The sequence below is a fragment of the Citrobacter sp. JUb117 genome, assembly GCF_024809055.1.
Taxonomy (GTDB): Bacteria; Pseudomonadota; Gammaproteobacteria; order Enterobacterales; family Enterobacteriaceae; genus Citrobacter; species Citrobacter gillenii.
In genome coordinates this window covers 16,085-39,927 of record NZ_JANUFB010000002.1, presented here as the reverse complement: position 1 = coordinate 39,927, position 23,843 = coordinate 16,085, and the positions used below count along the sequence as shown (strand labels likewise).

The 23,843-nt window shown below is 50.1% G+C and carries 21 protein-coding genes and 1 pseudogene; 10 read left to right on the top strand and 12 right to left on the bottom strand.

Annotated features, from left to right (window positions below; all coding sequences use genetic code 11):
- Positions 1–4 precede the first annotated feature (4 nt).
- Together fadD and rnd are read left to right on the top strand one after the other, a co-directional pair.
- Entirely contained in the window at positions 5–1,690 is a 1,686-nt protein-coding gene (gene fadD, locus M2374_RS04065) for a long-chain-fatty-acid--CoA ligase FadD (protein ID WP_135911878.1), read from the top strand.
- Positions 1,691–1,774: 84 nt separating this feature from the next.
- Positions 1,775–2,890: a ribonuclease D gene (rnd, locus tag M2374_RS04060; RefSeq protein WP_137362925.1), complete on the top strand. Its 1,116-nt coding sequence runs from the start codon at positions 1,775–1,777 to the stop codon at positions 2,888–2,890.
- A gap of 134 nt (positions 2,891–3,024) precedes the next feature.
- Here the strand turns inward: rnd and minE are convergent, their stop codons facing one another.
- From minE to minC, 3 genes are read right to left on the bottom strand one after another with little or no spacing between them, the layout of a single operon-like run.
- The gene (gene minE / locus M2374_RS04055) at positions 3,025–3,291 is read right to left on the bottom strand and encodes a cell division topological specificity factor MinE (protein ID WP_003833739.1); all 267 of its coding nucleotides are present in this window, start codon (positions 3,289–3,291) and stop codon (positions 3,025–3,027) included.
- A gap of 3 nt (positions 3,292–3,294) precedes the next feature.
- Positions 3,295–4,107, bottom strand: a complete 813-nt coding sequence (gene minD, locus M2374_RS04050; protein ID WP_096756725.1) for a septum site-determining protein MinD — start codon at positions 4,105–4,107, stop codon at positions 3,295–3,297.
- Between the two features lie 23 nt (positions 4,108–4,130).
- Positions 4,131–4,838 carry a septum site-determining protein MinC gene (gene minC / locus M2374_RS04045; RefSeq protein WP_096756726.1) on the bottom strand — a complete coding sequence of 236 codons (708 nt, stop codon included), beginning with the start codon at positions 4,836–4,838 and terminating at the stop codon, positions 4,131–4,133.
- 126 nt (positions 4,839–4,964) lie between these two features.
- Here minC and M2374_RS04040 point away from each other — a divergent pair, with 126 nt between their 5' ends.
- The 3 genes from M2374_RS04040 (at position 4,965) to M2374_RS04030 (ending at position 6,525) form a co-directional block, all read left to right on the top strand.
- Positions 4,965–5,258, top strand: a complete 294-nt coding sequence (locus tag M2374_RS04040) for a YcgL domain-containing protein (RefSeq protein ID WP_096756727.1) — start codon at positions 4,965–4,967, stop codon at positions 5,256–5,258.
- Positions 5,259–5,326: 68 nt separating this feature from the next.
- The gene (locus M2374_RS04035; RefSeq protein ID WP_181689015.1) at positions 5,327–5,986 is read left to right on the top strand and encodes a fumarylacetoacetate hydrolase family protein; all 660 of its coding nucleotides are present in this window, start codon (positions 5,327–5,329) and stop codon (positions 5,984–5,986) included.
- 92 nt (positions 5,987–6,078) lie between these two features.
- Positions 6,079–6,525 carry a YcgN family cysteine cluster protein gene (locus M2374_RS04030; RefSeq protein WP_220133089.1) on the top strand — a complete coding sequence of 149 codons (447 nt, stop codon included), beginning with the start codon at positions 6,079–6,081 and terminating at the stop codon, positions 6,523–6,525.
- Between the two features lie 26 nt (positions 6,526–6,551).
- Here the strand turns inward: M2374_RS04030 and M2374_RS04025 are convergent.
- A pseudogene (locus M2374_RS04025) lies at positions 6,552–7,103 on the bottom strand (site-specific integrase); the annotation flags it as partial.
- 163 nt (positions 7,104–7,266) lie between these two features.
- On the opposite strand from M2374_RS04025, the gene M2374_RS04020 reads away from it, so the two are divergent.
- The gene (locus M2374_RS04020; RefSeq protein WP_249418303.1) at positions 7,267–9,519 is read left to right on the top strand and encodes a phage tail protein; all 2,253 of its coding nucleotides are present in this window, start codon (positions 7,267–7,269) and stop codon (positions 9,517–9,519) included.
- 28 nt (positions 9,520–9,547) lie between these two features.
- Here the strand turns inward: M2374_RS04020 and M2374_RS04015 are convergent, their stop codons facing one another.
- The 5 genes from M2374_RS04015 to nhaB all read right to left on the bottom strand — a co-directional run bounded on the left by M2374_RS04015 (position 9,548) and on the right by nhaB (position 14,929).
- Positions 9,548–11,509: an acyltransferase family protein gene (locus M2374_RS04015; protein WP_181689016.1), complete on the bottom strand. Its 1,962-nt coding sequence runs from the start codon at positions 11,507–11,509 to the stop codon at positions 9,548–9,550.
- Between the two features lie 152 nt (positions 11,510–11,661).
- On the bottom strand, positions 11,662–11,865 hold the full coding sequence (locus M2374_RS04010) for a hypothetical protein (RefSeq protein WP_181689017.1): 204 nt from the start codon (positions 11,863–11,865) through the stop codon (positions 11,662–11,664).
- A 398-nt stretch (positions 11,866–12,263) separates the two neighbouring features.
- Positions 12,264–12,605, bottom strand: a complete 342-nt coding sequence (locus M2374_RS04005) for a DUF1971 domain-containing protein (protein WP_096756729.1) — start codon at positions 12,603–12,605, stop codon at positions 12,264–12,266.
- A gap of 110 nt (positions 12,606–12,715) precedes the next feature.
- Complete coding sequence (gene dsbB, locus M2374_RS04000) at positions 12,716–13,246, bottom strand: disulfide bond formation protein DsbB (RefSeq protein ID WP_137362922.1); 531 nt, start codon at positions 13,244–13,246, stop codon at positions 12,716–12,718.
- Positions 13,247–13,387: 141 nt separating this feature from the next.
- Complete coding sequence (gene nhaB, locus M2374_RS03995) at positions 13,388–14,929, bottom strand: Na(+)/H(+) antiporter NhaB (protein ID WP_137399979.1); 1,542 nt, start codon at positions 14,927–14,929, stop codon at positions 13,388–13,390.
- A gap of 237 nt (positions 14,930–15,166) precedes the next feature.
- Here nhaB and fadR point away from each other — a divergent pair, with 237 nt between their 5' ends.
- On the top strand, positions 15,167–15,886 hold the full coding sequence (gene fadR, locus M2374_RS03990) for a fatty acid metabolism transcriptional regulator FadR (protein WP_096756732.1): 720 nt from the start codon (positions 15,167–15,169) through the stop codon (positions 15,884–15,886).
- Positions 15,887–15,988: 102 nt separating this feature from the next.
- On the opposite strand, the gene M2374_RS03985 is transcribed toward fadR, so the two are convergent.
- Positions 15,989–17,521 (bottom strand): SpoVR family protein, encoded by a 1,533-nt coding sequence (locus tag M2374_RS03985; RefSeq protein ID WP_096756733.1) that lies wholly within the window; start codon positions 17,519–17,521, stop codon positions 15,989–15,991.
- Positions 17,522–17,843: 322 nt separating this feature from the next.
- On the opposite strand from M2374_RS03985, the gene M2374_RS03980 reads away from it, so the two are divergent.
- Both M2374_RS03980 and dadX read left to right on the top strand, forming a co-directional pair.
- Positions 17,844–19,142: a D-amino acid dehydrogenase gene (locus M2374_RS03980; RefSeq protein ID WP_115258254.1), complete on the top strand. Its 1,299-nt coding sequence runs from the start codon at positions 17,844–17,846 to the stop codon at positions 19,140–19,142.
- Between the two features lie 12 nt (positions 19,143–19,154).
- Positions 19,155–20,225: a catabolic alanine racemase DadX gene (dadX, locus tag M2374_RS03975; RefSeq protein ID WP_115258255.1), complete on the top strand. Its 1,071-nt coding sequence runs from the start codon at positions 19,155–19,157 to the stop codon at positions 20,223–20,225.
- 154 nt (positions 20,226–20,379) lie between these two features.
- Here the strand turns inward: dadX and M2374_RS03970 are convergent, their stop codons facing one another.
- Complete coding sequence (locus tag M2374_RS03970) at positions 20,380–22,113, bottom strand: potassium/proton antiporter (protein WP_096756736.1); 1,734 nt, start codon at positions 22,111–22,113, stop codon at positions 20,380–20,382.
- A 97-nt stretch (positions 22,114–22,210) separates the two neighbouring features.
- Positions 22,211–23,125, bottom strand: a complete 915-nt coding sequence (gene ldcA, locus M2374_RS03965) for a muramoyltetrapeptide carboxypeptidase (protein ID WP_259153947.1) — start codon at positions 23,123–23,125, stop codon at positions 22,211–22,213.
- Positions 23,126–23,223: 98 nt separating this feature from the next.
- Between ldcA and emtA the strand changes: the two genes are divergently transcribed.
- Positions 23,224–23,835 carry a membrane-bound lytic murein transglycosylase EmtA gene (gene emtA / locus M2374_RS03960; RefSeq protein ID WP_096756738.1) on the top strand — a complete coding sequence of 204 codons (612 nt, stop codon included), beginning with the start codon at positions 23,224–23,226 and terminating at the stop codon, positions 23,833–23,835.
- Positions 23,836–23,843: the final 8 nt, after the last annotated feature.

The following is a 23,843-nucleotide window of genomic DNA, read 5'->3' as shown; positions in this document are numbered from 1 at the left end:
TGTATTGAAAAAGGTTTGGCTTAACCGTTATCCCGCAGGTGTTCCCGCGGAGATCAATCCTGACCGTTATCAATCCCTGGTGGAACTGTTTGAACATTCAGTCAGGCGCTATGCCGATCAGCCCGCGTTTGTGAATATGGGGGAGGTGATGACCTTCCGCAAACTCGAAGAGCGTAGCCGCGCATTTGCGGCATATTTGCAAGAAGGGCTGGGGCTGAAAAAGGGCGATCGTGTCGCACTGATGATGCCGAACCTGCTGCAGTATCCGGTGGCGCTGTTTGGCATTCTGCGTGCCGGCATGATTGTAGTAAACGTGAACCCATTGTACACACCGCGTGAACTGGAGCATCAGCTTAATGACAGCGGCGCGGCAGCGATTGTGATCGTGTCCAACTTTGCCCACACGCTGGAGAAAGTGGTCGATAAAACATCGGTTCAGCACGTGATCCTGACGCGAATGGGCGATCAACTATCAACCGCCAAAGGAACGCTGGTTAACTTTGTTGTGAAGTACATCAAGCGGCTGGTACCGAAATATCACCTGCCTGATGCCATCTCGTTTCGCAGTGCGTTACAAAACGGGTATCGCATGCAGTATGTGAAACCTGAAGTGGTCTCTGAAGATCTGGCCTTCCTGCAATACACCGGGGGGACAACCGGTGTGGCAAAAGGTGCAATGCTCACCCACCGCAATATGCTGGCGAACCTCGAGCAGGTCCATGCTACTTACGGTCCGTTGCTGCATCCGGGTAAAGAGCTGGTGATCACCGCGCTACCGCTGTATCACATTTTTGCTTTAACGATGAACTGCCTGCTGTTTATTGAGCTTGGCGGTCAAAACGTACTGATCACTAACCCACGTGATATTCCGGGCCTGGTAAAAGAGCTGGCGAAATACCCGTTTACCGCCATGACCGGCGTCAATACGCTGTTCAACGCCTTGTTGAATAACAAAGACTTCCAGCAACTGGATTTCTCGTCGCTGCATCTTTCTGCGGGGGGCGGTATGCCCGTCCAGCAGGCGGTTGCAGAACGTTGGGTGAAGCTGACCGGCCAATATCTGCTGGAAGGCTATGGCCTGACCGAGTGTTCGCCGCTGGTGAGCGTCAATCCGCATGATATCGACTATCACAGCGGCAGTATTGGCCTGCCGGTTCCCTCCACTGAGGTTAAGCTGGTGGATGATGACGATAACGAAGTCCCGCCGGGCGAGCCGGGTGAACTGTGCGTGAAAGGCCCGCAGGTGATGCTGGGTTACTGGCAGCGCCCGGATGCGACCGATGAAATTGTTAAAGATGGTTGGCTGCACACCGGGGATATTGCGGTCATGGACGACGAAGGCTTCCTGCGTATCGTCGATCGCAAAAAAGATATGATCCTGGTCTCCGGTTTTAACGTTTATCCGAACGAAATTGAAGACGTGGTGATGCAACATCCTGGCGTTCAGGAAGTAGCCGCGGTGGGCGTGCCCTCGGGCAGCAGCGGTGAAGCGGTGAAGATTTTTGTCGTGAAGAAAGACGCGTCACTCACCGATGAAGCGCTGATTACGTTCTGCCGCCGTCAGTTGACCGGCTACAAGGTCCCGAAGCTGGTGGAATTCCGTGATGAGTTACCAAAATCTAACGTCGGCAAAATTTTGCGACGAGAATTGCGTGACGAAGCCCGTAGCAAAGTGGACAATAAAGGCTGAGCGTTAAGTCAGTCATCAGAAAGCGCCGGTTAATCCGGCGTTTTTTTTGGCGCAAACCTGAGAGAGCACGATTTGAATTACCAAATGATTACCACGGACGACGCGTTGGCCACGCTGTGCGAAGCCGTTCGTGAGTTTCCGGCGATTGCCCTGGATACTGAGTTTGTTCGCACGCGTACCTATTATCCGCAGCTGGGACTCATTCAGCTGTTTGACGGCAAACACGTTGCTCTGATTGATCCGCTGGGGATCACCGACTGGTCGCCGCTGCGCGACATTTTACGCGACACCACGATAACCAAATTCCTGCACGCGGGAAGTGAAGACCTGGAAGTGTTTCTCAACACCTTTGGCGAACTTCCGCAGCCGCTGATTGATACGCAAATTCTGGCCGCGTTTTGCGGTCGCCCGCTGTCTTGGGGATTTGCCGCGATGGTGGAAGAGTTTACGGGGGTGGCGCTGGACAAAAGCGAATCCCGTACGGACTGGCTGGCCCGACCGCTGACTGAGCGTCAGTGTGAGTATGCTGCCGCGGACGTCTGGTATTTATTACCGATCACCGCAAAACTGATGGCTGAAACCGATGCCTCTGGCTGGCTACCGGCCGCGCTGGATGAGTGTCGTTTAATGCAGCAGCGTCGCCAGGAAGTACTGGCGCCTGAGGACGCGTGGCGTGACATTACCAACGCCTGGCAGCTGCGTACCCGTCAGCTTGCCTGCCTGCAACTGCTGGCTGACTGGCGACTGCGTAAAGCGCGTGAACGCGATCTGGCGGTGAATTTCGTGGTACGCGAAGAGCACCTGTGGTCAGTGGCGCGCTATATGCCGGGTAGTCTGGGTGAGCTGGACAGCCTCGGTCTTTCCGGGAGCGAAATTCGCTTCCATGGCAAGACACTGATTTCATTGGTAGAAAAAGCGCAGGCCCTGCCGGAAGCATCGTTGCCTGAACCACTGCTGAACCTGATGGATATGCCGGGCTACCGTAAAGCCTTCAAAGCCATTAAGGCGTTGGTGGCTGACGTGAGCGCGGAACACAATCTCAGCGTGGAGCTGCTGGCCTCCCGCCGTCAGATAAATCAGTTGCTTAACTGGCACTGGAAATTAAAGCCGAAGTCTTCCTTGCCGGAGCTTATTTCCGGCTGGCGTGGCGAGCTGATGGCCGAGCGACTTAACGCCCTGTTGCTGGAATATCCACAATAAGCGAGTGTCTGGTGGTTATTCTGGAACCCTATCTACTGTTTACTCGGTAATAACGCTATTCAGGACGGGTCACTGAAAATAAAAAAGGCAGAATATTCTGCCTTTTTTCGACCACAACTTTTTTACCAAAGCGCTTATTTCGACTCTTCTGCTTCTGGTAATGTCACGTTAAGTTCGAGGATAGAAATATCGCCGTCTTTTTGTTCAAGTTGTACAGTGACCATCTCTGGATCGATTTGTACATACTTACAGATAACGTCGAGAATATCTTTCCTCAACTGCGGTAAATAATGCGGTTCGGCGTCACTACGACGACGTTCCGCAACAATGATCTGCAGTCGCTCTTTAGCGATGTTTGCTGTGCTCTTTTTCCGCGAGAGAAAAAAATCCAGTAATGCCATAACTTATCCTCCGAACAGGCGTTTGAGGAAACCTTTCTTCTCTTCTTCAACGAAGCGGAAAGGACGTTCTTCTCCCAACAGACGGTCTACGGTATCTGCATAAGCTTTGCCAGCATCCGCATTGATGTCGAGGATCACCGGCTCACCCTGGTTAGATGCGCGCAGGACTGACTGATCTTCCGGAATCACACCAACCAGTTTGATGCGCAGAATTTCCAGTACGTCTTCCATGCTGAGCATGTCGCCTCTGTTTACGCGGCCAGGGTTGTAGCGCGTAAGCAGCAGATGCTCTTTAATCGGATCTTCACCATTTTCCGCGCGACGAGATTTCGACGCCAGAATGCCCAGAATACGGTCAGAGTCACGTACTGAAGACACTTCCGGGTTGGTGGTAATAATCGCTTCATCGGCAAAATACAGTGCCATTAGCGCACCGGTTTCAATACCGGCCGGGGAGTCGCAGACGATGAAGTCGAAGTCCATCGATTTCAGATCATCCAGAACTTTTGCGACGCCTTCACGCGTCAGCGCGTCTTTATCGCGAGTCTGTGAGGCCGGAAGAATAAAGAGATTTTCAGTACGCTTATCTTTGATTAACGCCTGATTTAACGACGCATCGCCCTGAATAACGTTGACGAAGTCGTAAACGACGCGGCGTTCGCAACCCATGATCAAATCGAGGTTACGCAGGCCGATATCAAAATCAATAACGACAGTTTTCTTTCCCTTCTGGGCCAAACCTGTAGCGATGGCCGCGCTGGAGGTGGTTTTGCCAACGCCCCCTTTACCCGAAGTAACAACAATAATGCGTGCCATAGAAATTCCTTGTTAAAAAGGGATCAATTCAACGGTTGAACTGTCAAAGCGTTCTCTGCTAATTGCAGACGCGCCGCTTTGCCATAAAATTCTGCTGGGATTTTATCACTCAGCCAATAAACACCTGCGATAGACACCAGTTCTGCCGTCAGGTGGGTACAAAAAATCTGTGCTTCTCGATCGCCGCTTGCACCCGCCAGTGCACGGCCTCTCATCATGCCATAAACGTGAATATTGCCGTCAGCGATGAGTTCTGCGCCCGCGCTGACGTGGTTTGTAACAATCAGATCACATTGTGGTGCATAAATGCGCTGACCGGAACGAACCGGGACATTTATTAATCGTGTTTTTGTGATGGGAGTAACGTTTTGTACCGGCGCGGCAGGTGCGGGTTCAGCAATGGGGGCAGGGCGCAGCGCTTTTTCTTTACCTTCAGTCAGTAAAGGCAGGCCCATTTCGTCGATCTCTGCTTTGAGTCTGGCATCTTTGCAGCCGCTAACGCCGATAATGCGCAGACCGGTAGATGCGACAACTTTCTGCAGCGTTGGCCAGTTTACCGGGCTTTCAAGGCCACTGACGTTGATCACCACGGGAGCATGTTTTAAAAAAGCAGGAGCCTGCGCGATTTTGTCTTCCAACGCCTGACGAATAACCTCGGGTTCTGACTCGTGCAAGTGAACCACAGATAAGGTGAAGCTACTGCCTTTAAGCTCGATTGGCGTGTTTGACATCCTGGCCTTACTCAATTTGCTATTTATCATCCCCAGCGCGGGGTGATATTCCGAAGACTATAAGGCATGTTATAGTCAGTATTATATTGAGGCAAGCCACCATTCCGTGAATTCAGAGTAAAAGATATGTTTTGTGTGATCTACCGAAGCAGCAAACGTGACCAGACCTATTTATATGTCGAAAAAAAAGACGATTTCTCTCGCGTTCCTGAAGAACTGATGAAAGGTTTTGGTCAGCCGAAACTGGCAATGATTTTACCACTTGATGGTCGCAAGAAACTGGTGAACGCTGACCTTGAAAAAGTAAAACAGGCGTTAACCGAGCAGGGCTATTATTTACAAATCCCGCCACCGCCAGAAGATTTACTCAAACAGCATCTGTCTGTGGCAAAACAAAATATACCAGACGCTAAAGGTTAACTGTATCCGGCAGCCGCATGTCCCGTCGATGCAGTTCCTGAAATCGAAGACGACGTTAGGGGAAAGTCATGTATCAACATCACAACTGGCATGGTGCTCTGCTGGATTACCCAGTGAGTAAAGTGGTTTGCGTGGGCAGTAATTACGCAAAGCACATTAAGGAGATGGACAGCGCAACGCCAGATGAACCCGTGCTTTTTATCAAACCGGAAACGGCATTGTGCGACCTGCGCCAACCGCTGGTTATCCCGGCGGATATGGGGGCGGTGCACCACGAAGTTGAGCTGGCGGTGCTGATTGGCGCGACCCTGCGCCAGGCAACGGAAGATCATGTGCGTAAAGCCATTGCCGGTTATGGCGTGGCGTTGGATCTGACCCTGCGCGATATTCAGGGCAAAATGAAGAAAGCGGGGCAGCCGTGGGAAAAAGCGAAGGGATTTGATAATTCCTGTCCGCTGTCGGGCTTTATTCCGGTGTCGGAGTTTAACGGCGATCCGCAAAATACGCCGCTCAGTCTGACGGTAAACGGTGAAACACGTCAGCACGGTTCTACGGCGGACATGATCCATCACATTATTCCGTTGATTGCCTACATGAGTCGTTTCTTCACCCTCAAAGCGGGGGATGTGGTACTGACAGGAACGCCAGAAGGTGTAGGGCCGTTACACAGTGGTGATGAGCTAGCGATCGGTTTTCACGGTCAAACGCTGACGACGAGAGTACTGTAATCTCTTCTTGCCGCCTTTTCGGGCGGCAAAACTTGCATCAACGTGCCAGACTGGTTATAAGGTGCAGCTTTATTGCAATAGCGGATACCCTGATGAGCGACATACCTTTCTGGCAAAGCAAAACCCTGGATGAAATGACCGATGCCGAGTGGGAGTCATTATGCGACGGATGTGGTCAATGCTGCCTGCATAAGCTGATGGATGAAGACACCGACGAAATCTATTTTACCAACGTCGCCTGTAAGCAGCTCAATATTAAAACCTGCCAGTGCCGTAACTACGAACGTCGTTTCGAATACGAGCCTGATTGTATCAAGCTGACGCGTGACAATTTGCCAACTTTTGAATGGCTACCGATGACCTGCGCGTATCGTCTGCTTGCGGAAGGGAAAGGGCTGCCGGACTGGCACCCGCTACTGACTGGCTCGAAAACCGCGATGCACGGTGAGCGTATTTCAGTCCGTCATATTGCGGTGAAAGAATCAGAAGTACACGACTGGCAGGATCACATTTTGAACAAACCTTCATGGGCGGATTAACGTCATGAGGTTAAAGGAGTTTGTGTTTACTCGTTTTGGGCGTGGGGCATCTGTGGGGCATCACCTCCGAAATTAGCATTCAATATTGCCAGTTGATTATCATTGTTGTCTGTCATCCATTTACCGTAAACGCTGTAAACCATCTGTGCCGATGTATGACCCATTTGAGCTGCAATGAAGTTGGGGTTGACTCCGGCACTTAATGCCAAACAAGCATATGTGTGTCGAGACTCATATGACTTGCGGTGCGGAATGCCGCTCCTTCTTAATATGTTGTTCCACGTTCCTGAGAATGACCCTGGTGAGTACCATTTACCTCCCTTGCCATTCCTTGCAGTTAGCCTGGGAACAAAAACAAATGTGCATTCATCCCGGCGAGTTCTGCCAAACTCTCTGAGGTGAACGTCTATTTGATGTTGTTTCCCCACCCTGGTGTAGGCCATCTGGCTTTTTAGTGCCTCGATAGCCGGAGTTGTAAGGTTAATTGTCCGGTTCCCGCTTTCTGTCTTTGGCGGCGTGAAATGATTGGATATGGCAAGGTTCCTGCTGATACGAATCGTCCAGTTTTTAGTGTCGATAGGGGAGTTGGACAGTCAACTATGGACAGTCAACAGCATAAAACCCAACACAGATAACACGGTATCTCTGACCGTCGCAGAGTACAGCGACGCTATCTACCAATAAGAACCGTCCCCGACCAACCTGACCCGGCCACTGTGCCGGGTTTTTTATGGAATAAATATGGCTACTACACCAACCAATAATTCAGTACCAAGCGAATCGCCGATTGACCTGAAATTCAACGCGGGGAAAATTGACGAGTTTGTTACGTCAATGGCTCGACAATACATCGATCGTTTTGGTCAGGCCCACTACACCATCGAGGGTCTTCGCTGGGTAGCGCAACAGGCTATTTCGGCATTTGGCTATATTACGCTGGACAGTTTCGAAGACGGAAACACACTGACACTGCCAAATCAGGTTCTGCGCCTAGAAGCTACTGGCGAATATTACCGCTGGGATGGTGTATTGCCTAAAACCGTTCCTGCCGGTTCAACGCCAGACAGTACTGGTGGAATTGGAGATGGTGCGTGGGTTGCGGTAGGTGCTGCGGCCTTTGGCCAGAGCATTGCTATCGTTGATTCAGTCAAAGACCTGATGGCTGTAGGTGATAAATCAGCAAATAATGTTCGCCATGTTACTGGTTATGTCCCGGGTACGGATTTTGGCGGCGGCGAGTTCTACTGGAATCCACTGACACCAAAATCTCAGCATAACGGTATCACCATATTCAGCCCTACGGTGCCGTGGGATGGCTCTTATGCTGGTCTGTCCGCGTTCCTTGCTGGAACTGGCGAGACTGACAGTAGTGGTTCTGGTTGCTGGATTCGTGTTAATTCACCACTGGATGCAATCCACACTGAGTGGGCTGGTCATGATGTAACTGGGGTAAATGATTCAACCGCACCGGTAAACGCCTGTATCAATAAATTTGGTGGTGTCAGAAGCATCAGGTTGAGCCCTGGAACACTAAAAGTTAGCTTCCCAACTACCTATCAATATCACGATTTATTCAGCGTTGCTCGTAAGACTGCGTTCGTCATTAATGGGAAGGACAACCTGACAATATTTGCTGAAAACGATGTGAATATTAACACTGATGGAGGCGGGGAGAGCGAGCGCGTTTGCTTTGGTTTAATTGGATGCATTAATTACTCATTCTATGGATTTAAATTCAATCAGACATGCACAAATTTTTCTACTGGTTCAACAGATACAACCTTTAAGCCTCAGGAAGATTGGTTCGGTTTCATATGTGAAGGATCAAGTGGTTACATAGATGATATGGATGCTTTGGCTTGCAGGGTATTCTGCATGGCAGATACTGCTGGCGCCGGATCTGTACACAACAAGGACATAACACTAAACCGGATCAGAACCGACCTGATAACAAACTACACTTTCATAACCAGATTCCTTGAAGGTGTTGCCACACTTTCAAATAGCTTTATGAAAAGAACTGGTCGTACATGGCACACGTACGGTGAAGATTTTGCATGCGCTGATGGAACATGGCATGGTAAATCTATCAATAACCATTTTGTTGACCCAATTAGCCTTCAGTCAAGAGTTGGTCCTTGGGGAGTTCGCAAAAGCATGACGATCACCGGCGACACAAAAAACGGCGGTGGAATTTTTGTAGAGATTGGAGGGACATCAGGCTCAGTTGCATCTCAAAATGTCACAATTACTAACTGCGTGAGCGATGGAGCAATAAACGCTGATGGAACACAGTCAACGCACATACTAATTATTGGTGACGAAGGGGATTACGCTACATCATTTAATTCAATTAGGATAATTAATAATACACTCAGGGGAGGAGGAAGGGCTATACAGGATTATAATGTTGGCCTTCTTGGGAAGAAAGCAACTGGACTGGTTATTGAAGATAACAATCTTGACAGGACTGATCGCGTCACAATAACAAGCTCGGCATGGGTTGGCACTGTCTATAGGAACAATAAAACGCACATACAGTTCGGGAATCAAGGCTGTATTATTGCAGGTCAGTATCCAACGATTTCCGGAAATAACTTTGACAGCACATCTCTGCTGGCTGTTAACCTAGGCTACCGGATTGATGGGGCTAACGTCGAGGATAACAATTTCTCTAACAACCTAAGCAACCCAATATCACGCATAATGGACTGGGATAACTTCTCTGCAATGACATACAGGAATAACAGATATATTGGATTAACTGGTGTTGGCGTATTCAGGGGAGTGGCAGACATCATCCAGTGCGGATGGAAACACGCTGATGCAACTGCTGGGCTGACAAGTAAACCAACAGATATCTACCCTGGGAAAGTGTCTCAAAGTATTGGTGATGTAGTTTATAATTCAAGTCCTATACCAACCAACTTTGATTTCTGCTACGTTGCAGCCTCAGGTACAACGTGGGGGAAAGTGGCATTAGTAAATCCATAAAATCAGGCCTCCGGTGGAGGCCTTTTTTTTACTCTAAGAAATCAAGAATCTTATCTTTAGATTTCGACCATACTAATTCAGCACCTGATTTAGATAGGTGTACAGCGTCTGAATAAATGAATTGATAATCATTAGTCATGGTTGAGCACTTGCCATCTTTGCAAAGGATATCATATGGATCAATAAACAATACATTTCCATACCCTGCAAACTCATTTTTAATGGCAATGTTTATCCTTTTATTTATAGTGTCCCTATTTTCTGTTTCAAGGTATTTTGTACATGCCAATGGAAGATATGAAGGTCGGTTCACGCACTTTTCAACACCACCAACTCCTTCAGTTCCTGGAGGAGCTCCAAGAAGAACAACCTTGCGGCCTTTAAATGCCTCAATATTATTTTTAATGTTTTCTATGCTGAATTTAATAAATTCGCTTTCATTAGTAAATTTCTTCTGGTTGCCTTCTGTATCACTTATCATAGCTTCATATCCAACCCAACGCATCCCAAAAATAACGGGAACATTAAATTTGTTTGAATAATCAATGGCGAAGTTTAATCTTTGCTGGCATTTTGGATCCGGCAAACCCGCATAGAATGTTGTGTAATTACGCGAGAAAAAACAACCGTCATTCATTGAGGTTATGAATTTATATCCTTTGCTATCTACATCTATTGCATGTGCATATTGCCTTGCAAAGCTGTCACCCATAATTACCGCAGATACTTTAGCTGCAGTCTTGTCACCAATTATATGTGCTCCAGCATAATAACCATTCCCGCCATACTGCTGTAGATGGAATGCTCCAGCATCATTCATCTTCTCTTTAAAGTATTCATTAACGCGGAATGAGAAACCATCGTATCTATAAATCATGGTTGATGAGAAAACTACCAAAGCCAGTATAGCAATGAAAGATGTACTCATTACATTTATGCTAGATAAGTTAATTCTTCTGAACTTGTTCTCAATTAGCATATAGCTTACATAGGCAAGCAGCAGAGACATAATTACTAATGAGATTTTTTCAAAAGTATATAACGGTCTAAATATATAATATTTGTAGAAAACTAATAAAGGCCAGTGTATTAGATATACTGAATATGAAACAAGGCCAATACTTACGAACATTTTGTTTCTCAGCAGGTAACCAGCTGGAGTATGTTTTGAATAAATAATGCATAGACACGCACCAATAACTGGTAACATGGCGTTTACGCCTGGGAATGCTGTGTTTTTATCGAAGTGAAATGCAGCGTAAATAATCAATGAAATACCAATGATAAACATCAAAGTACTTAGTAGTTTATTACGGCATTTACTATTTGGTATGAAGAATAGTAATCCACCTGCTGCAAACTCAAATATACGGTATTGAACCATAAAATAGTTTTGAGTGGGGTCAGTATGGGTCATATACTGAGATGCCATCAGTGATGCTATGCCTGATGCGGCGATCATGGCTATAGCTAGTTTACGACTTGCTTTCATTGATAGCCATATAACAATGGGCCATACTAAATAGAATTGCTGCTCGACAGCTAACGACCAAGTGTGTAAAAGCGGATTAATCTCAGAAGATGTATCGAAATATCCAGCACCTAGCATGAAATGAAAATTTGATGCAGAAAGCGCAGAATAAAAAGACGTAACACCAAGTTCTTTGAAGTCTCCTGGTGTATAAATTAAAAAACCAAAAGCAAGAGTTAATAAAATTATTGCCAATAGGGTTGGGTATAATCTTGATACCCTTGATAGCATAAACGTGATGTAATTAAATTTTTTCTTCTCTACGCTAGACACCAATATCCCGGTAATAAGGTAACCTGATATAACGAAGAAAATATCTACACCGATAAATCCACCGCTTAATGATGTAAATCCAGCATGAAAGAACAGCACAAGAAGAACCGCTACAGTTCTTAAGCCATCAACATCAGGTTGGTAATATCTTGATGTAGTCTTCTGAGTTTCAGATAAAGCGAACATTCCATGACCTATTAATTTAAAAGTTTAGAATTATTTATCTAGATGAGTGTATCAGGTGTGATAATCATGATCATTCATAACACTTACAATATGTTAAATAATATTTATTTTTGCATATAAATCAATAAACTACTAAGTGGTATGCGTGAAAATTAATCCAAAAATTTGTCACCTGCGTCGGCTAATTTAGCCTTTATTTTTGTTGCCAAATTCTTCAGGTTGTGCATGTCTGTTAGTAGCCATATGACAATCATCACCACCTCTACAAGTTGATGCGAGAAATTGTTAGCGCCGTACCCTGTAACCAGGCCTAAAAATGAGATTAAGGCTGCAAAACGTACAAGAAAATCAACCATTTTATAACCACTTTTTCGTTTCCGGATTAACTGGAAACATATTAACACTGTAAAAATCATTGATCGATAGTGACGGTAGATATCAACGATGCCATGACGGTAGAGCGGGGTGATAACCCGGTAAGGAGATACCAAAGTGGGACACACAAAGCTTTGCATCGGCCTGCAAGGCTTTGCATGTTTTTCGAAGATGGGAAGTGTGATGGGGCATGGATGGGGCAAAAAATTAGCGCAAAACAACTCAAAACCTCTGAAGGTGGTGATTCGTCTTGCGCTAACACTCTGCTTTATGACTTATTTCTTCTCACTTCGACGCACTATAAATTAATAGTGCCGCCTATTTTGAACAAACCTTCATGGGCGGACTGAGCCGCCCATCGGTTAACAGGCGCTAAAGATTAAGATTTTTTCGCCTGATACATCTCATCTGAGTGGTTGTCATCTTCAACCCAGAAATTAATGTTGAACTGCGCGTCGTCGCTTAATTCAACACGATGCCAGTACTGCGGTGGGCTGGTCGCAAACTGACCGGCATTTATCACCACTTTAACTTCAGGTTCTTTCGCTTCTTCATTCGCAAAGCCGTAATACGTTACCGTACCTTCCATCACGCAAAGCTGTCCAAAGACGCCTGCTGCGGTGTTATGGTGGGAAAGCAGTGCGGCTGGGACAGTGTCTTTTGTGAAAAAGGGAGTAGAGCGTTTAACTTTCCAGTTTGCCGGGATGCGTAAATGGGACATGGGACATCTCCTTGGTGTGGCATCTATAAGATGTATTTAATATACACCTTATAGATGCCACCAAGCAATGACATTATGGCAAAAAAAACGCTCCCGAAGGAGCGTCTCTGTTAGCGACCGAAGAGGTCGCGTTTTTTCGGTTTAAACGGTTGGGCAATGACCACCAGCACGGCGACCACCAGGTACGCAGCAAAGATCCCTAATAGCCACTGTGGCATTTCAAGGGTTAAAAAAGACCACTGACGCTCGGCGCAGTCGCCGGATGCCAGGAAAACCTGAGGCAGCCATTTGTCCAGCGGTAACCAGCTTGGAAAGCGCGCCGCAAAATCACAGGTCATGAACGGAGACGGGTAAAGCTGGATCATGGTGTGCTCATACGCTAACTGCAGACCGCGCCAGGCGCTGTAAATCCAGATAACCATCGCTACATAACGCAGCGGCGTTTTTGGCGCGATAGCACCCACCAGCCCGGCACCCATTACGCCGAATAACGCACTACGTTCGTAAATACACAACACGCAAGGTTTAAGCAGCATCACGTGCTGGAACCACAGCGCAACGAGTTCCAGCGCCAGGGCGGTTAGCGCCAACAATAACCATGCTCCGCGACCGCGGGAGCACTGGTTTAAAAATCGCAACATAATAAATTCCCTGCAACATGCGTAGAGAGCGCAGTTTAAACCAATTCAATTTATGCGCCACTAGCAGCTATTGAAATATTGTGTAATCGGATAATTATCATGCAAAAAGTCAAACCGGGCAGTGATTTGCCCGGTAAGTTGTTATGAAAGTGTAGCTAACCAGCCTATTTGCGTCATCCACTCGGTCACCGGGACGAGGGTGAATTCCACGCACAAAAGACCGACCAGCGTCAGTACGAGGGTATACGGCAGCGCCATCCATACCATGCGGCCATAGGAGAGGCGAATCAACGGTGCCAGTGCGGAAGTCAGCAGGAACAGGAATGCGGCCTGGCCATTCGGAGTTGCGACGGAAGGCAGGTTAGTCCCGGTATTAATCGCCACGGCTAACAGTTCGAACTGGTTCAGGCTGATGGTCCCGTGCTCCATCGCCGCTTTGGCTTCGTTAATGTAAATCGTGCCTACAAAGACGTTATCGGAGATAGAAGAAAGCAGACCGTTAAAGAGGTAGAACAGAGTGAGCTGGGCATGCTCTGAAGCCTGTAAAACAAAATGAATAATCGGAGCGAACAATTGCTGATCGATAATTACGGCCACAATTGAGAAGAACACGGTCAGCAGCGCGGTGAACGGCAGTGACTCGGTGAACGCCTTGCCGATAGCATGTTCATCAGTGACCCCCGTTAAGGACGTCGCCAGGATGATAACCGACAGGCCTATCAGTCCAACTTCGGCCAGATGCAGGGCCAGGGCGATAACCAGCCAGACGCCGATAATCGCCTGGACAATCAGTTTGATCTTGTCCTGGCGGGTGCGCTGCTGGCGGCTTTGATCGTCATATTGCTGCAGAACGTCACGTACCTTTTCAGGCAATGTTTCACCATAGCCAAACCAACGTAATTTCTCGACCAGCATGCAGGTTAGCAGTCCGCAGATCAGCACCGGGACGGTGACCGGGGACATCCGCAGGAAGAAATCCCCGAAATGCCAGCCCGCCGCTTTGGCGATAATCAGGTTTTGCGGTTCACCAACCATGGTCATCACGCCACCTAACGCCGTGCCGACGCCGGCATGCATCATCAGGCTGCGCAGAAAACCGCGGAACTGCTCGAGCACGGCTTTATTGTGCTGATCAATATGGCTGTCATCGAGCATATTATCTTCCCCACGGGAAGAGGCGATGCGGTGGTAAATGCCATAAAAACCGACCGCCACGCTTATCACGACGGCGACCACGGTCAATGCATCGAGGAATGCGGACAGGAAGGCGGCGGCTACGCAGAAGGACAGCGACAGCAGCATTTTAGAGCGAATGCTCAGCAGCAATCGGGTAAAAATAAACAGCAGTAACTGCTTCATAAAGTAGATGCCCGCCACCATAAACATCAGCAGCAATAACACCTCAAGATTGGCGGCAATCTCTTCACGCACGTGCGTGGCGCTGGTCATGCCAATGACGACGGCTTCAATCGCCAGCAGGCCACCCGGCAGCAGCGGATAACACTTGAGCGCCATTGCCAGCGTAAAAATGAACTCAGCCACCAGCAGCCACCCGGCAACGAACGGGTTGATGAAGAAAATAATCGGGTTAACGATTAAGAAGGATAATAATGCGAGTTTGTACCAGTCCGGCGACTGGCCTAAAAAGTTGCGCCACAGCGCGCGACCCCAGGATAGCTCCATGGCAGTTTCCCTTACCTGTAAAAATGAAATCATGTTTTTATGTTTGACGGCAAAGCTTAGCGGGAGGAGGGAACGCAGGCAAGCTCTTCACGTGCTTCGTCGCGCCAATTGCGCCCCAGCGTTATCTGGAAAATGAAGCCTTGATCCACTTTTTCTTCATTGCCTCAGCTATCAGCTATCAGACCCGTCTGGTATGATGTGTGTAACTATGTTTTGCTGTGTAATGGAATTATTACTATGGTCATTAAGGCGCAAAGCCCAGCGGGGTTCGCGGAAGAGTACATCATTGAAAGTATCTGGAATAACCGCTTCCCCCCAGGCACTATTTTGCCCGCTGAACGTGAACTCTCTGAACTTATCGGAGTAACACGCACCACGCTACGCGAAGTGTTACAGCGCCTGGCGCGGGACGGCTGGTTGACCATTCAGCACGGCAAACCGACGAAAGTGAATAATTTCTGGGAAACGTCAGGACTGAATATTCTTGAAACGCTGGCGCGCCTCGATCACGAGAGCGTTCCGCAGCTCATTGATAATCTGCTGTCGGTGCGTACCAACATCTCAACAATCTTCATTCGCACCGCATTCCGCCAACATCCGGACAAAGCGCAGGAAGTGCTGGCGACGGCAAATCAGGTAGCCGACCACGCTGACGCTTTTGCTGACCTGGACTACAACATTTTCCGCGGCCTGGCATTCGCGTCCGGCAATCCGATTTACGGCCTGATCCTCAACGGCATGAAGGGATTGTATACCCGTATTGGTCGTCATTATTTCGCCAATCCGGAAGCCCGCGGTCTGGCACTGAGCTTCTACCGTAAGCTGTCATTGCTCTGCGAGCAGGGTTCCCATGACCAGGTGTATGAAACGGTGCGCAGTTACGGTCACGACAGCGGCGAGATTTGGCATCGCATGCAGAAAAACCTGCCCGGCGATTTAGCCATTCAGGGCCGTTAATCGCTCAATGCCGGATGGCGGTGTGAACACCTTATCCGGCCTACGTGGATGTCTAGTGTAGGCCGGATAAGACGCTTTCGCGTCGCTATCCGGCAATAAGATTCACAGACCGTTCATTCTCGGCGGGCAACGTTCCAGCAGTTCCACGCTGCCATCCTCATTTTGTTGCTCCAGCGTTACGTCAAAACCCCATAACCGATGGACGTGCTTCAGCACCTCTTTGCGGCCCTTATCCAGCGGGGCGCGATTATGCGGGATATAACGCAGTGTGAGAGAGCGATCGCCGCGCAAATCGACATTCCATACCTGAATGTTTGGCTCCAGGTTGCTCAGGTTATACTGCGACGACAGCCGGTTACGAATTTCACGGTATCCCTCTTCGTTATGAATTGCTGAGATTTCCAGATAATTATGTCTGTCATCGTCCAACACGGTGAACAGGCGGAAATCACGCATCACCTTCGGTGACAGGAACTGGCTGATAAAGCTCTCATCTTTAAAATCACGCATCGCGAAGTGCAGGGTTTCCAGCCAGTCAGAACCGGCGATATCCGGGAACCAGTATTTATCTTCCTCGGTCGGAGACTGACAAATACGTTTGATGTCCTGGAACATGGCGAATCCGAGCGCATAGGGGTTTATCCCGCTATACCACGGGCTGTTGTACGGCGGCTGGAACACCACATTGGTATGGCTGTGTAGAAACTCCAGCATAAACCGCTCGGTGACTTTGCCTTCATCGTACAGGTGGTTAAGGATGGTGTAATGCCAGAACGTCGCCCAGCCTTCGTTCATCACCTGGGTCTGTTTCTGCGGATAAAAATACTGGCTCACTTTGCGCACGATACGCAGCACTTCACGCTGCCAGGACTCCAGCAGAGGGGCATTTTTTTCCATAAAGTACAGCAGGTTTTCCTGGGGTTCAGAAGGATAACGCCGCGCTTCAAACACGGTTTTCTCTTCCTCTTTTTTCGGCAAGGTACGCCACAGCATATTTACCTGACTTTGCAGATATTCTTCGCGGCTTTTTTGCCGCGCTTTCTCTTCCTGCAATGAAATTTTTTGCGGGCGTTTATAGCGATCGACACCGTAGTTCATCAGTGCATGGCAGGAATCGAGCAGTTTTTCGACTTCGTCGACGCCGTAGCGCTCTTCACACTGGGTAATGTAGTTTCGGGCAAAAATCAGATAATCAACAATGGAGCTGGCATCCGTCCAGCTACGGAAAAGGTAGTTGTTCTTGAAGAAGGAGTTATGCCCATAGCAGGCGTGTGCCATCACCAGCGCCTGCATGGTGATGGTGTTCTCCTCCATCAGATACGCGATACATGGGTTGGAGTTGATGACAATCTCATAAGCCAGCCCTTGCTGACCGTGCTTATACAGACGTTCGGTTTCAATAAATTTTTTACCAAACGACCAGTGGGTATAGTTAATCGGCATCCCGACGCTGGAGTAGGCGTCCATCATCTGCTCGGAGGTAATGACCTCGATTTGGTGCGGATAGGTCTCCAGTCGGTAGAGTTTTGCCACGCGGTCTATTTCCGCCAGATAGACATCCAGCAGATCAAACGTCCAGTCGGGTCCATCGCTCAACCGTGTGGTGTCCTTGTTCATGGAATCAATCGTAGCCATTCGCGCACCCTCATTGTTGGCGGCACTCTCTGTCTGGAGTACCTCATTTCAAGCATAGAACACGGTGTTAAAAAACGTGCTGCGGCAGAAAATTTTTCTTTGCGATATCACGTTAATCCAACATCGAAAAACAGGATGTTCACGAAATTTTATGCTGGATAAAAATGACGCACAGCAGGAGATCCTAAAGCAGAGACATCCCTGTCGTTACCGCTATGTGTGAGATACATCACCATAAAAAAGCCATATGTTGAATAATATTTTCAACTGAGTTATCAAGATGTAATTAGATGATTATTCTTTTACTGTTAACGGAGTGGCTATGCGAGTTGTCATACTGGGAAGTGGTGTCGTTGGCGTGACCAGCGCCTGGTATTTAAGTCAGGCTGGACACGATGTCACCGTCATTGATCGTGAGCCCGGTCCGGCGCTGGAAACCAGTGCGGCGAATGCGGGGCAAATCTCTCCAGGCTATGCAGCACCGTGGGCGGCACCCGGCGTACCGCTAAAAGCGATTAAATGGATGTTTCAACGCCATGCGCCGTTGGCCGTTCGCCTTGACGGCACGCAGTTCCAACTGAAATGGATGTGGCAGATGCTACGCAACTGTGACACCAGTCATTACATGGAAAACAAAGGTCGTATGGTGCGTCTGGCGGAATATAGCCGTGATTGCCTGAAGGCGCTGCGAGCCACTACCGGCATTGAATATGAAGGTCGTCAGGGCGGGACGCTGCAGCTATTCCGTACTGCGCAGCAGTATGAGAACGCCACGCGCGACATCGCCGTTCTGGAAGATGCGGGTGTGCCATATCAACTGCTGGAAGCCCATCGCCTCGCGGAAGTGGAACCGGCGCTGGCCGAAGTGGCGCATAAGCTGACCGGCGGGCTGCGTCTACCGAATGACGAAACCGGCGACTGTCAGCTGTTTACCCAACGCCTGGCACAAATGGCGGAGCTGGCAGGGGTTAAATTCCGCTTCAACACACCGGTTGATAAGCTGCTGAGCGATGGCGAACAGATTTATGGCGTGCAGTGCGGTGAGGAAATTATCAAAGCCGATGCTTATGTGATGGCGTTTGGCTCTTACTCCACGGCTATGCTGAAAGGGATGGTCGATATCCCGGTTTACCCACTCAAAGGTTATTCGCTGACCATTCCGATCGCGGAGGACGACGGCGCGCCGGTGTCGACTATCCTTGATGAAACCTACAAAATTGCCATTACCCGTTTTGATAACCGTATCCGCGTGGGCGGCATGGCGGAGATCGTGGGCTTCAATACTGAATTATTACAGCCGCGACGTGAAACGCTGGAAATGGTGGTGCGCGATCTTTTCCCGCGCGGGGGGCATGTGGAGCAGGCCACCTTCTGGACCGGGCTGCGACCGATGACGCCAGACGGCACGCCGGTAGTCGGGCGTACCCGTTTTAAGAACCTGCTGCTCAACACCGGTCACGGTACGCTGGGCTGGACCATGGCCTGTGGATCGGGACAGTTGCTGAGCGATATTCTTTCTGGTCGCACGCCCGCCATCCCTTACGATGACCTGAGCGTGGCGCGTTACAGCCCAGGATTTTCGCCGTCACGTCCACGACATTTACACGGCGCACATAGCTGAGAAGGACGCGAGATGACCCGCCCAATACTGGCCAGCATTGACCTGCAGGCGTTGAAACAAAATTTAGGCATTGCACGGCAGGCCGCACCGGACGCCCGCGTCTGGTCGGTGGTAAAAGCCAATGCTTATGGACATGGCATTGAGCGCGTCTGGAATGCGCTGGGGACCACCGACGGTTTCGCCATGCTGAATCTGGAAGAAGCGATAACGCTGCGCGAGCGTGGCTGGAAAGGCCCGATCTTAATGCTGGAAGGTTTTTTCCACGCCGTCGATCTGACGGTGTATGACCAATATCGTTTAACCACCTGTGTACACAGCAACTGGCAGCTCAAAGCGTTACAAAATGCCCGACTGAACGCTCCGCTGGATGTATACCTGAAGGTTAACAGCGGCATGAACCGTCTGGGCTTTTTGCCTGAGCGGGTGGCAACCGTCTGGCAACAGCTGCGGGCGATGCCGAATGTGGGTGAAATGACGCTGATGTCGCACTTTGCTGATGCCGAACATCCGGACGGTATTCAGGACGCGATGGCGCGTATTGCACAGGCGACGGAAGGGCTTGAATGCCGACGTTCGCTGTCAAACTCCGCCGCCACGCTGTGGCACCCGGAAGCCCATTTCGACTGGGTACGCCCGGGTATTATTTTGTACGGCGCCTCTCCGTCAGGGCAATGGCGGGACATCGCCAACACTGGTCTCAAACCGGTAATGAGCCTGAACAGCGAGGTCATCGGGGTGCAAACGCTGAAGGCCGGTGACAGGGTCGGCTACGGTGGGCGTTACACCGCACGCGGTGAACAACGTATCGGGATTGTGGCGACCGGCTATGCCGATGGATATCCGCGCCATGCACCGAGCGGCACGCCGGTGCTGGTAGACGGTGTCCGTACCGGGACGGTCGGCACGGTGTCGATGGATATGCTGGCAGTGGATCTGACGCCATGTCCTCAGGCAGGCATTGGTACGCCGGTAGAGCTGTGGGGCAAAGAGATCAAAATCGACGATGTGGCTACCGCGGCCGGTACGGTGGGGTACGAATTGATGTGCTCGCTGGCGCTGCGCGTACCGGTTGTGACGGTGTAACTTTTGTAAAGTTGCCTGATGGCGCTGCGCGTACCGGTTGTGACGGTGTAACTTTTGTAAAGTTGCCTGATGGCGCTGCGCTTATCAGGCCTACAATAGCTGTACATTTGTAAGCCGGGTAAGGCGCAGCCGCTACCCGGCAAAAACACCACTATTATTCATCCTCATCTTCTGCCACGCGAACGCCGACTTTCAGCACCGAATTATCTTCTTTCTCGGCCACAGTCCAGATCATCCCGGCAAATTCGACCTGGTCGCCGACCACCGGTGCGGCGCCTAACAATTGCTGGACGATCTCACCCAGTGTCTGCTGCTTATCGCGATATTCAGTGCCATCTTCCAACCCGTAAATCAGCGCCACGTCGGCGTATTTGGCGCTGGCTTCGAGAATAAAGTCACCAAAGAAACGCTGGTCTAACGCGACCGGCGGCGACTGGCTGAACAGCTTGCCTAATGCGGGAAGATCGCGCTCGCGACCAATAACGCACAATACGTCACCTTCACGCAGGCGGGTGCTGCCCGACGGATGAAACAGCACGTTGTCACGAAACAGCGCGGCAATTCGCGTCTCGTCTGGCATATGCAGGTCGCGTAGTGCGGCCCCCACACACCATTTATCGGCACTCAGTTGATAAACAAACTGCTCCCAGGGATTGTCAGGATGAATATCCAGACCAATGCGCGAAACGGGCCAGCCGACCGGTGGAACCACCACTTTGGCTTTTTTGGCAGCCCAAGAGAGCGATGTCCCCTGAAACAACAGCGAAATCAGGACGACGAAGAACGCCACGTTAAAGAACAGACGGGCATTGTCCAGCCCGGCCATCATCGGGAAGACGGCGAGGATGATCGGCACCGCACCGCGCAAGCCGACCCAACTGATGAAAATGCGCTCACGCAGATTAAAACCCCGGAACGGCAGCAGCCCGGCGAACACCGACAGCGGGCGGGCAACGAAAATCATCCAGGCAGACAAAATCAGCGCCGGAATGGCAATGGGCAGCAGGTCGGATGGCGTCACCAGCAGACCCAGTACCAGGAACATGGCGATTTGCGCCAGCCAGGCCAGGCCGTCAAAGTTTTGTAGAATACCGAACCGGTTGCGAATGGGGCGATTACCCAACAGGAAACCACACAGGTAGACCGCCAGAATACCGCTGCCTTCCAGCGCGGTGGTGAGGGCAAAAATCAAGATCCCGCCGCTTAACGCCAGCAGTGGATACAATCCGGCAGGCAGCGAAATCCGGTTAATCATTTGCTGGAGCAGATAACCGCCACCCAGACCCAGCGCAATACCCAGACCGAACTGTTGAATAATATGCACCGCGAACATCCAGCTTAAGCCGGTCTCGTGGTTTTGGATCATTTCAATTAGCGTGATGGTCAGAAACACCGCCATCGGGTCATTGCTGCCCGATTCTATTTCCAGCGTCGAGCCGACACGTTCGTTCAGACCCTTCCCACCGAGCAGGGAAAATACCGCCGCGGCGTCGGTTGAGCCAACAATCGCGCCAATCAATAAACCCTCGATGAGATCCAGATGAAACAGCCACGCGGCCATCATGCCGGTTAAGCCGGAGGTGATCAGCACGCCCACGGTCGCCAGTGATAATGCCGGACCGAGCGCTACGCGAAAGGAACTGGCCTGGGTACGCATCCCGCCATCAAGCAGGATAACCGCCAGCGCCAGGTTACTCACCATGTAGGCGAAAGGGTAGTTATCAAAAGGAATACCGCCAATGCCATCTACGCCCGCTAACATACCGATCGCGAGAAATATCACCAGGATCGGGATACCAAGACGTGATGAGAATGAACTGAGTAAGATACTGCAGGTGACGAGAACGGAACCCAAAATAAAAAGGCTAATAATTGCTGCGGCATCCAACGTTCGGTTACTCCTGAATTACGCTGTTTCGTATTAACAAACCCTAACATATTAGCGGCAGAAACAGCGTTTTACTTAGCCCTGTTAGCGGCTTTTTTTACGATTTCAGCACCGGATGCCCGGTTAAGGTGAGCTGGCTGCTATTTTTCACGTTTTTCAGCACCGCTTTTGCCCCGAGCGGGAGCGTGACGGTACGCTGTTCGTGACCAAAATCGAGACCGCTAATCAACGGTACCGACAGTCTGGCATGTAGAAATGTGCAGACTTCCTCTAGATTGTAGCCAGCGTCGTAATCGTTTGGTGCGCTGCCGCTAAAACTGCCGAGAATAATGGCGTTCTGACGGGCTAAAATGCCCGCGTGGTACAGCTGCAACAGCATGCGCTCGACGCGGAACGGATGCTCATTAATGTCTTCCAGCACCAGAATACCGTTATCAATGGCGGGCATATACGGGGTGCCAATCAGCGAAATGAGCATCGCCAGATTACCGCCCCACAGCGTGCCTTCGGTGGCGCAGTCCGGACCATCACCTTGCCAGTCGATAGTAAATTGCGCATTGCGTAATGCCTGCCAGAAATGGTGTTCGGTAAACGCGTTCATTTCTTCGGCACCAAAATTGGCCGCTAACATCGGGCCGCTGAAGGTAATGACGTTGCCTTGTGCCAGCAGGCCGCACTGGATTGCCGTAAAGTCGCTGTGTCCGCAAATGAGCAGTGGGTCGTGTTGCTGGCGGGCGGTCAGTGCCTGCCAGTCAATAGCATCCAGTAAACGGCTGGCGCCATAGCCGCCGCGCACCGCCAGTACAATGGTATCGTGCGTTTTCAGCTCAACCAATGCATTCACATCCGCCAACCGTTCGGTTTCCGTCCCGGCAAAACGCTGGTAGCGACGTGCAATAACCGCCGAGTTTGTGACCTGATGACCGGCCTCAGTAAGGCGCGAAAGCCCGCGCAATGCCGCTTGCTGGTTGATACAGTAGCCCGAGGGGGCAATTAAGTGAAACCGGGACATGGCATTTCCTTGCTACAACTAAAACCAAATGTATATCATGCCGCGTAGGTATGTCGTTGTCACCTCAGCGACAGGTTCCGGCTATAAGGATAGATGACGTGAAATTGAGATGGTTTGCTTTTTTGGTTGTATTACTTGCGGGCTGTAGTTCAAAACAGGATTACAAAAATCCGCCATGGAATGCTGAAGTTCCGGTTAAACGCGCAATGCAATGGATGCCGATCAGTGAAAAAGCCGGCGCGGCCTGGGGGGTAAGCCCACAATTGATTACGGCCATCATCGCCATTGAATCAGGCGGAAATCCGAATGCGGTCAGTAAATCTAACGCCGTTGGGCTGATGCAGCTCAAAGCCTCTACCTCCGGACGGGATGTCTACCGTCGGATGGGCTGGAGTGGCGAGCCGTCAACCAGTGAGCTGAAAAACCCTGAGCGCAATATCTCAATGGGTGCCGCGTACCTGAATATTCTCGAAACCGGACCATTGGCCGGCATCGAAGACCCACAGGTGATGCAATATGCGCTGGTGGTGTCATATGCCAACGGTGCGGGGGCGTTGCTGCGGACATTCTCCTCCGACAGGAAAAAAGCCATCAACAAAATCAACGATCTCAGTCCGGATGAATTTATTGAGCATGTGGCTGATAATCATCCGGCGCCGCAGGCTCCGCGTTATATCTGGAAGCTTCAGCAAGCGCTGGATGTGATGTAGTTCGCGTG

Coding starts and splice junctions, on each gene's coding strand:
- rnd (WP_137362925.1), top strand. CDS start 1,775: ATGATTACCACGGACGACGCGTTGGCCACGCTGTGCGAAGCCGTTCGT.
- minE (WP_003833739.1), bottom strand. CDS start 3,291: ATGGCATTACTGGATTTTTTTCTCTCGCGGAAAAAGAGCACAGCAAAC.
- minD (WP_096756725.1), bottom strand. CDS start 4,107: ATGGCACGCATTATTGTTGTTACTTCGGGTAAAGGGGGCGTTGGCAAA.
- minC (WP_096756726.1), bottom strand. CDS start 4,838: ATGTCAAACACGCCAATCGAGCTTAAAGGCAGTAGCTTCACCTTATCT.
- M2374_RS04040 (WP_096756727.1), top strand. CDS start 4,965: ATGTTTTGTGTGATCTACCGAAGCAGCAAACGTGACCAGACCTATTTA.
- M2374_RS04035 (WP_181689015.1), top strand. CDS start 5,327: ATGTATCAACATCACAACTGGCATGGTGCTCTGCTGGATTACCCAGTG.
- M2374_RS04030 (WP_220133089.1), top strand. CDS start 6,079: ATGAGCGACATACCTTTCTGGCAAAGCAAAACCCTGGATGAAATGACC.
- M2374_RS04020 (WP_249418303.1), top strand. CDS start 7,267: ATGGCTACTACACCAACCAATAATTCAGTACCAAGCGAATCGCCGATT.
- M2374_RS04015 (WP_181689016.1), bottom strand. CDS start 11,509: ATGTTCGCTTTATCTGAAACTCAGAAGACTACATCAAGATATTACCAA.
- M2374_RS04010 (WP_181689017.1), bottom strand. CDS start 11,865: ATGGTTGATTTTCTTGTACGTTTTGCAGCCTTAATCTCATTTTTAGGC.
- M2374_RS04005 (WP_096756729.1), bottom strand. CDS start 12,605: ATGTCCCATTTACGCATCCCGGCAAACTGGAAAGTTAAACGCTCTACT.
- dsbB (WP_137362922.1), bottom strand. CDS start 13,246: ATGTTGCGATTTTTAAACCAGTGCTCCCGCGGTCGCGGAGCATGGTTA.
- nhaB (WP_137399979.1), bottom strand. CDS start 14,929: ATGGAGCTATCCTGGGGTCGCGCGCTGTGGCGCAACTTTTTAGGCCAG.
- fadR (WP_096756732.1), top strand. CDS start 15,167: ATGGTCATTAAGGCGCAAAGCCCAGCGGGGTTCGCGGAAGAGTACATC.
- M2374_RS03985 (WP_096756733.1), bottom strand. CDS start 17,521: ATGGCTACGATTGATTCCATGAACAAGGACACCACACGGTTGAGCGAT.
- M2374_RS03980 (WP_115258254.1), top strand. CDS start 17,844: ATGCGAGTTGTCATACTGGGAAGTGGTGTCGTTGGCGTGACCAGCGCC.
- dadX (WP_115258255.1), top strand. CDS start 19,155: ATGACCCGCCCAATACTGGCCAGCATTGACCTGCAGGCGTTGAAACAA.
- ldcA (WP_259153947.1), bottom strand. CDS start 23,125: ATGTCCCGGTTTCACTTAATTGCCCCCTCGGGCTACTGTATCAACCAG.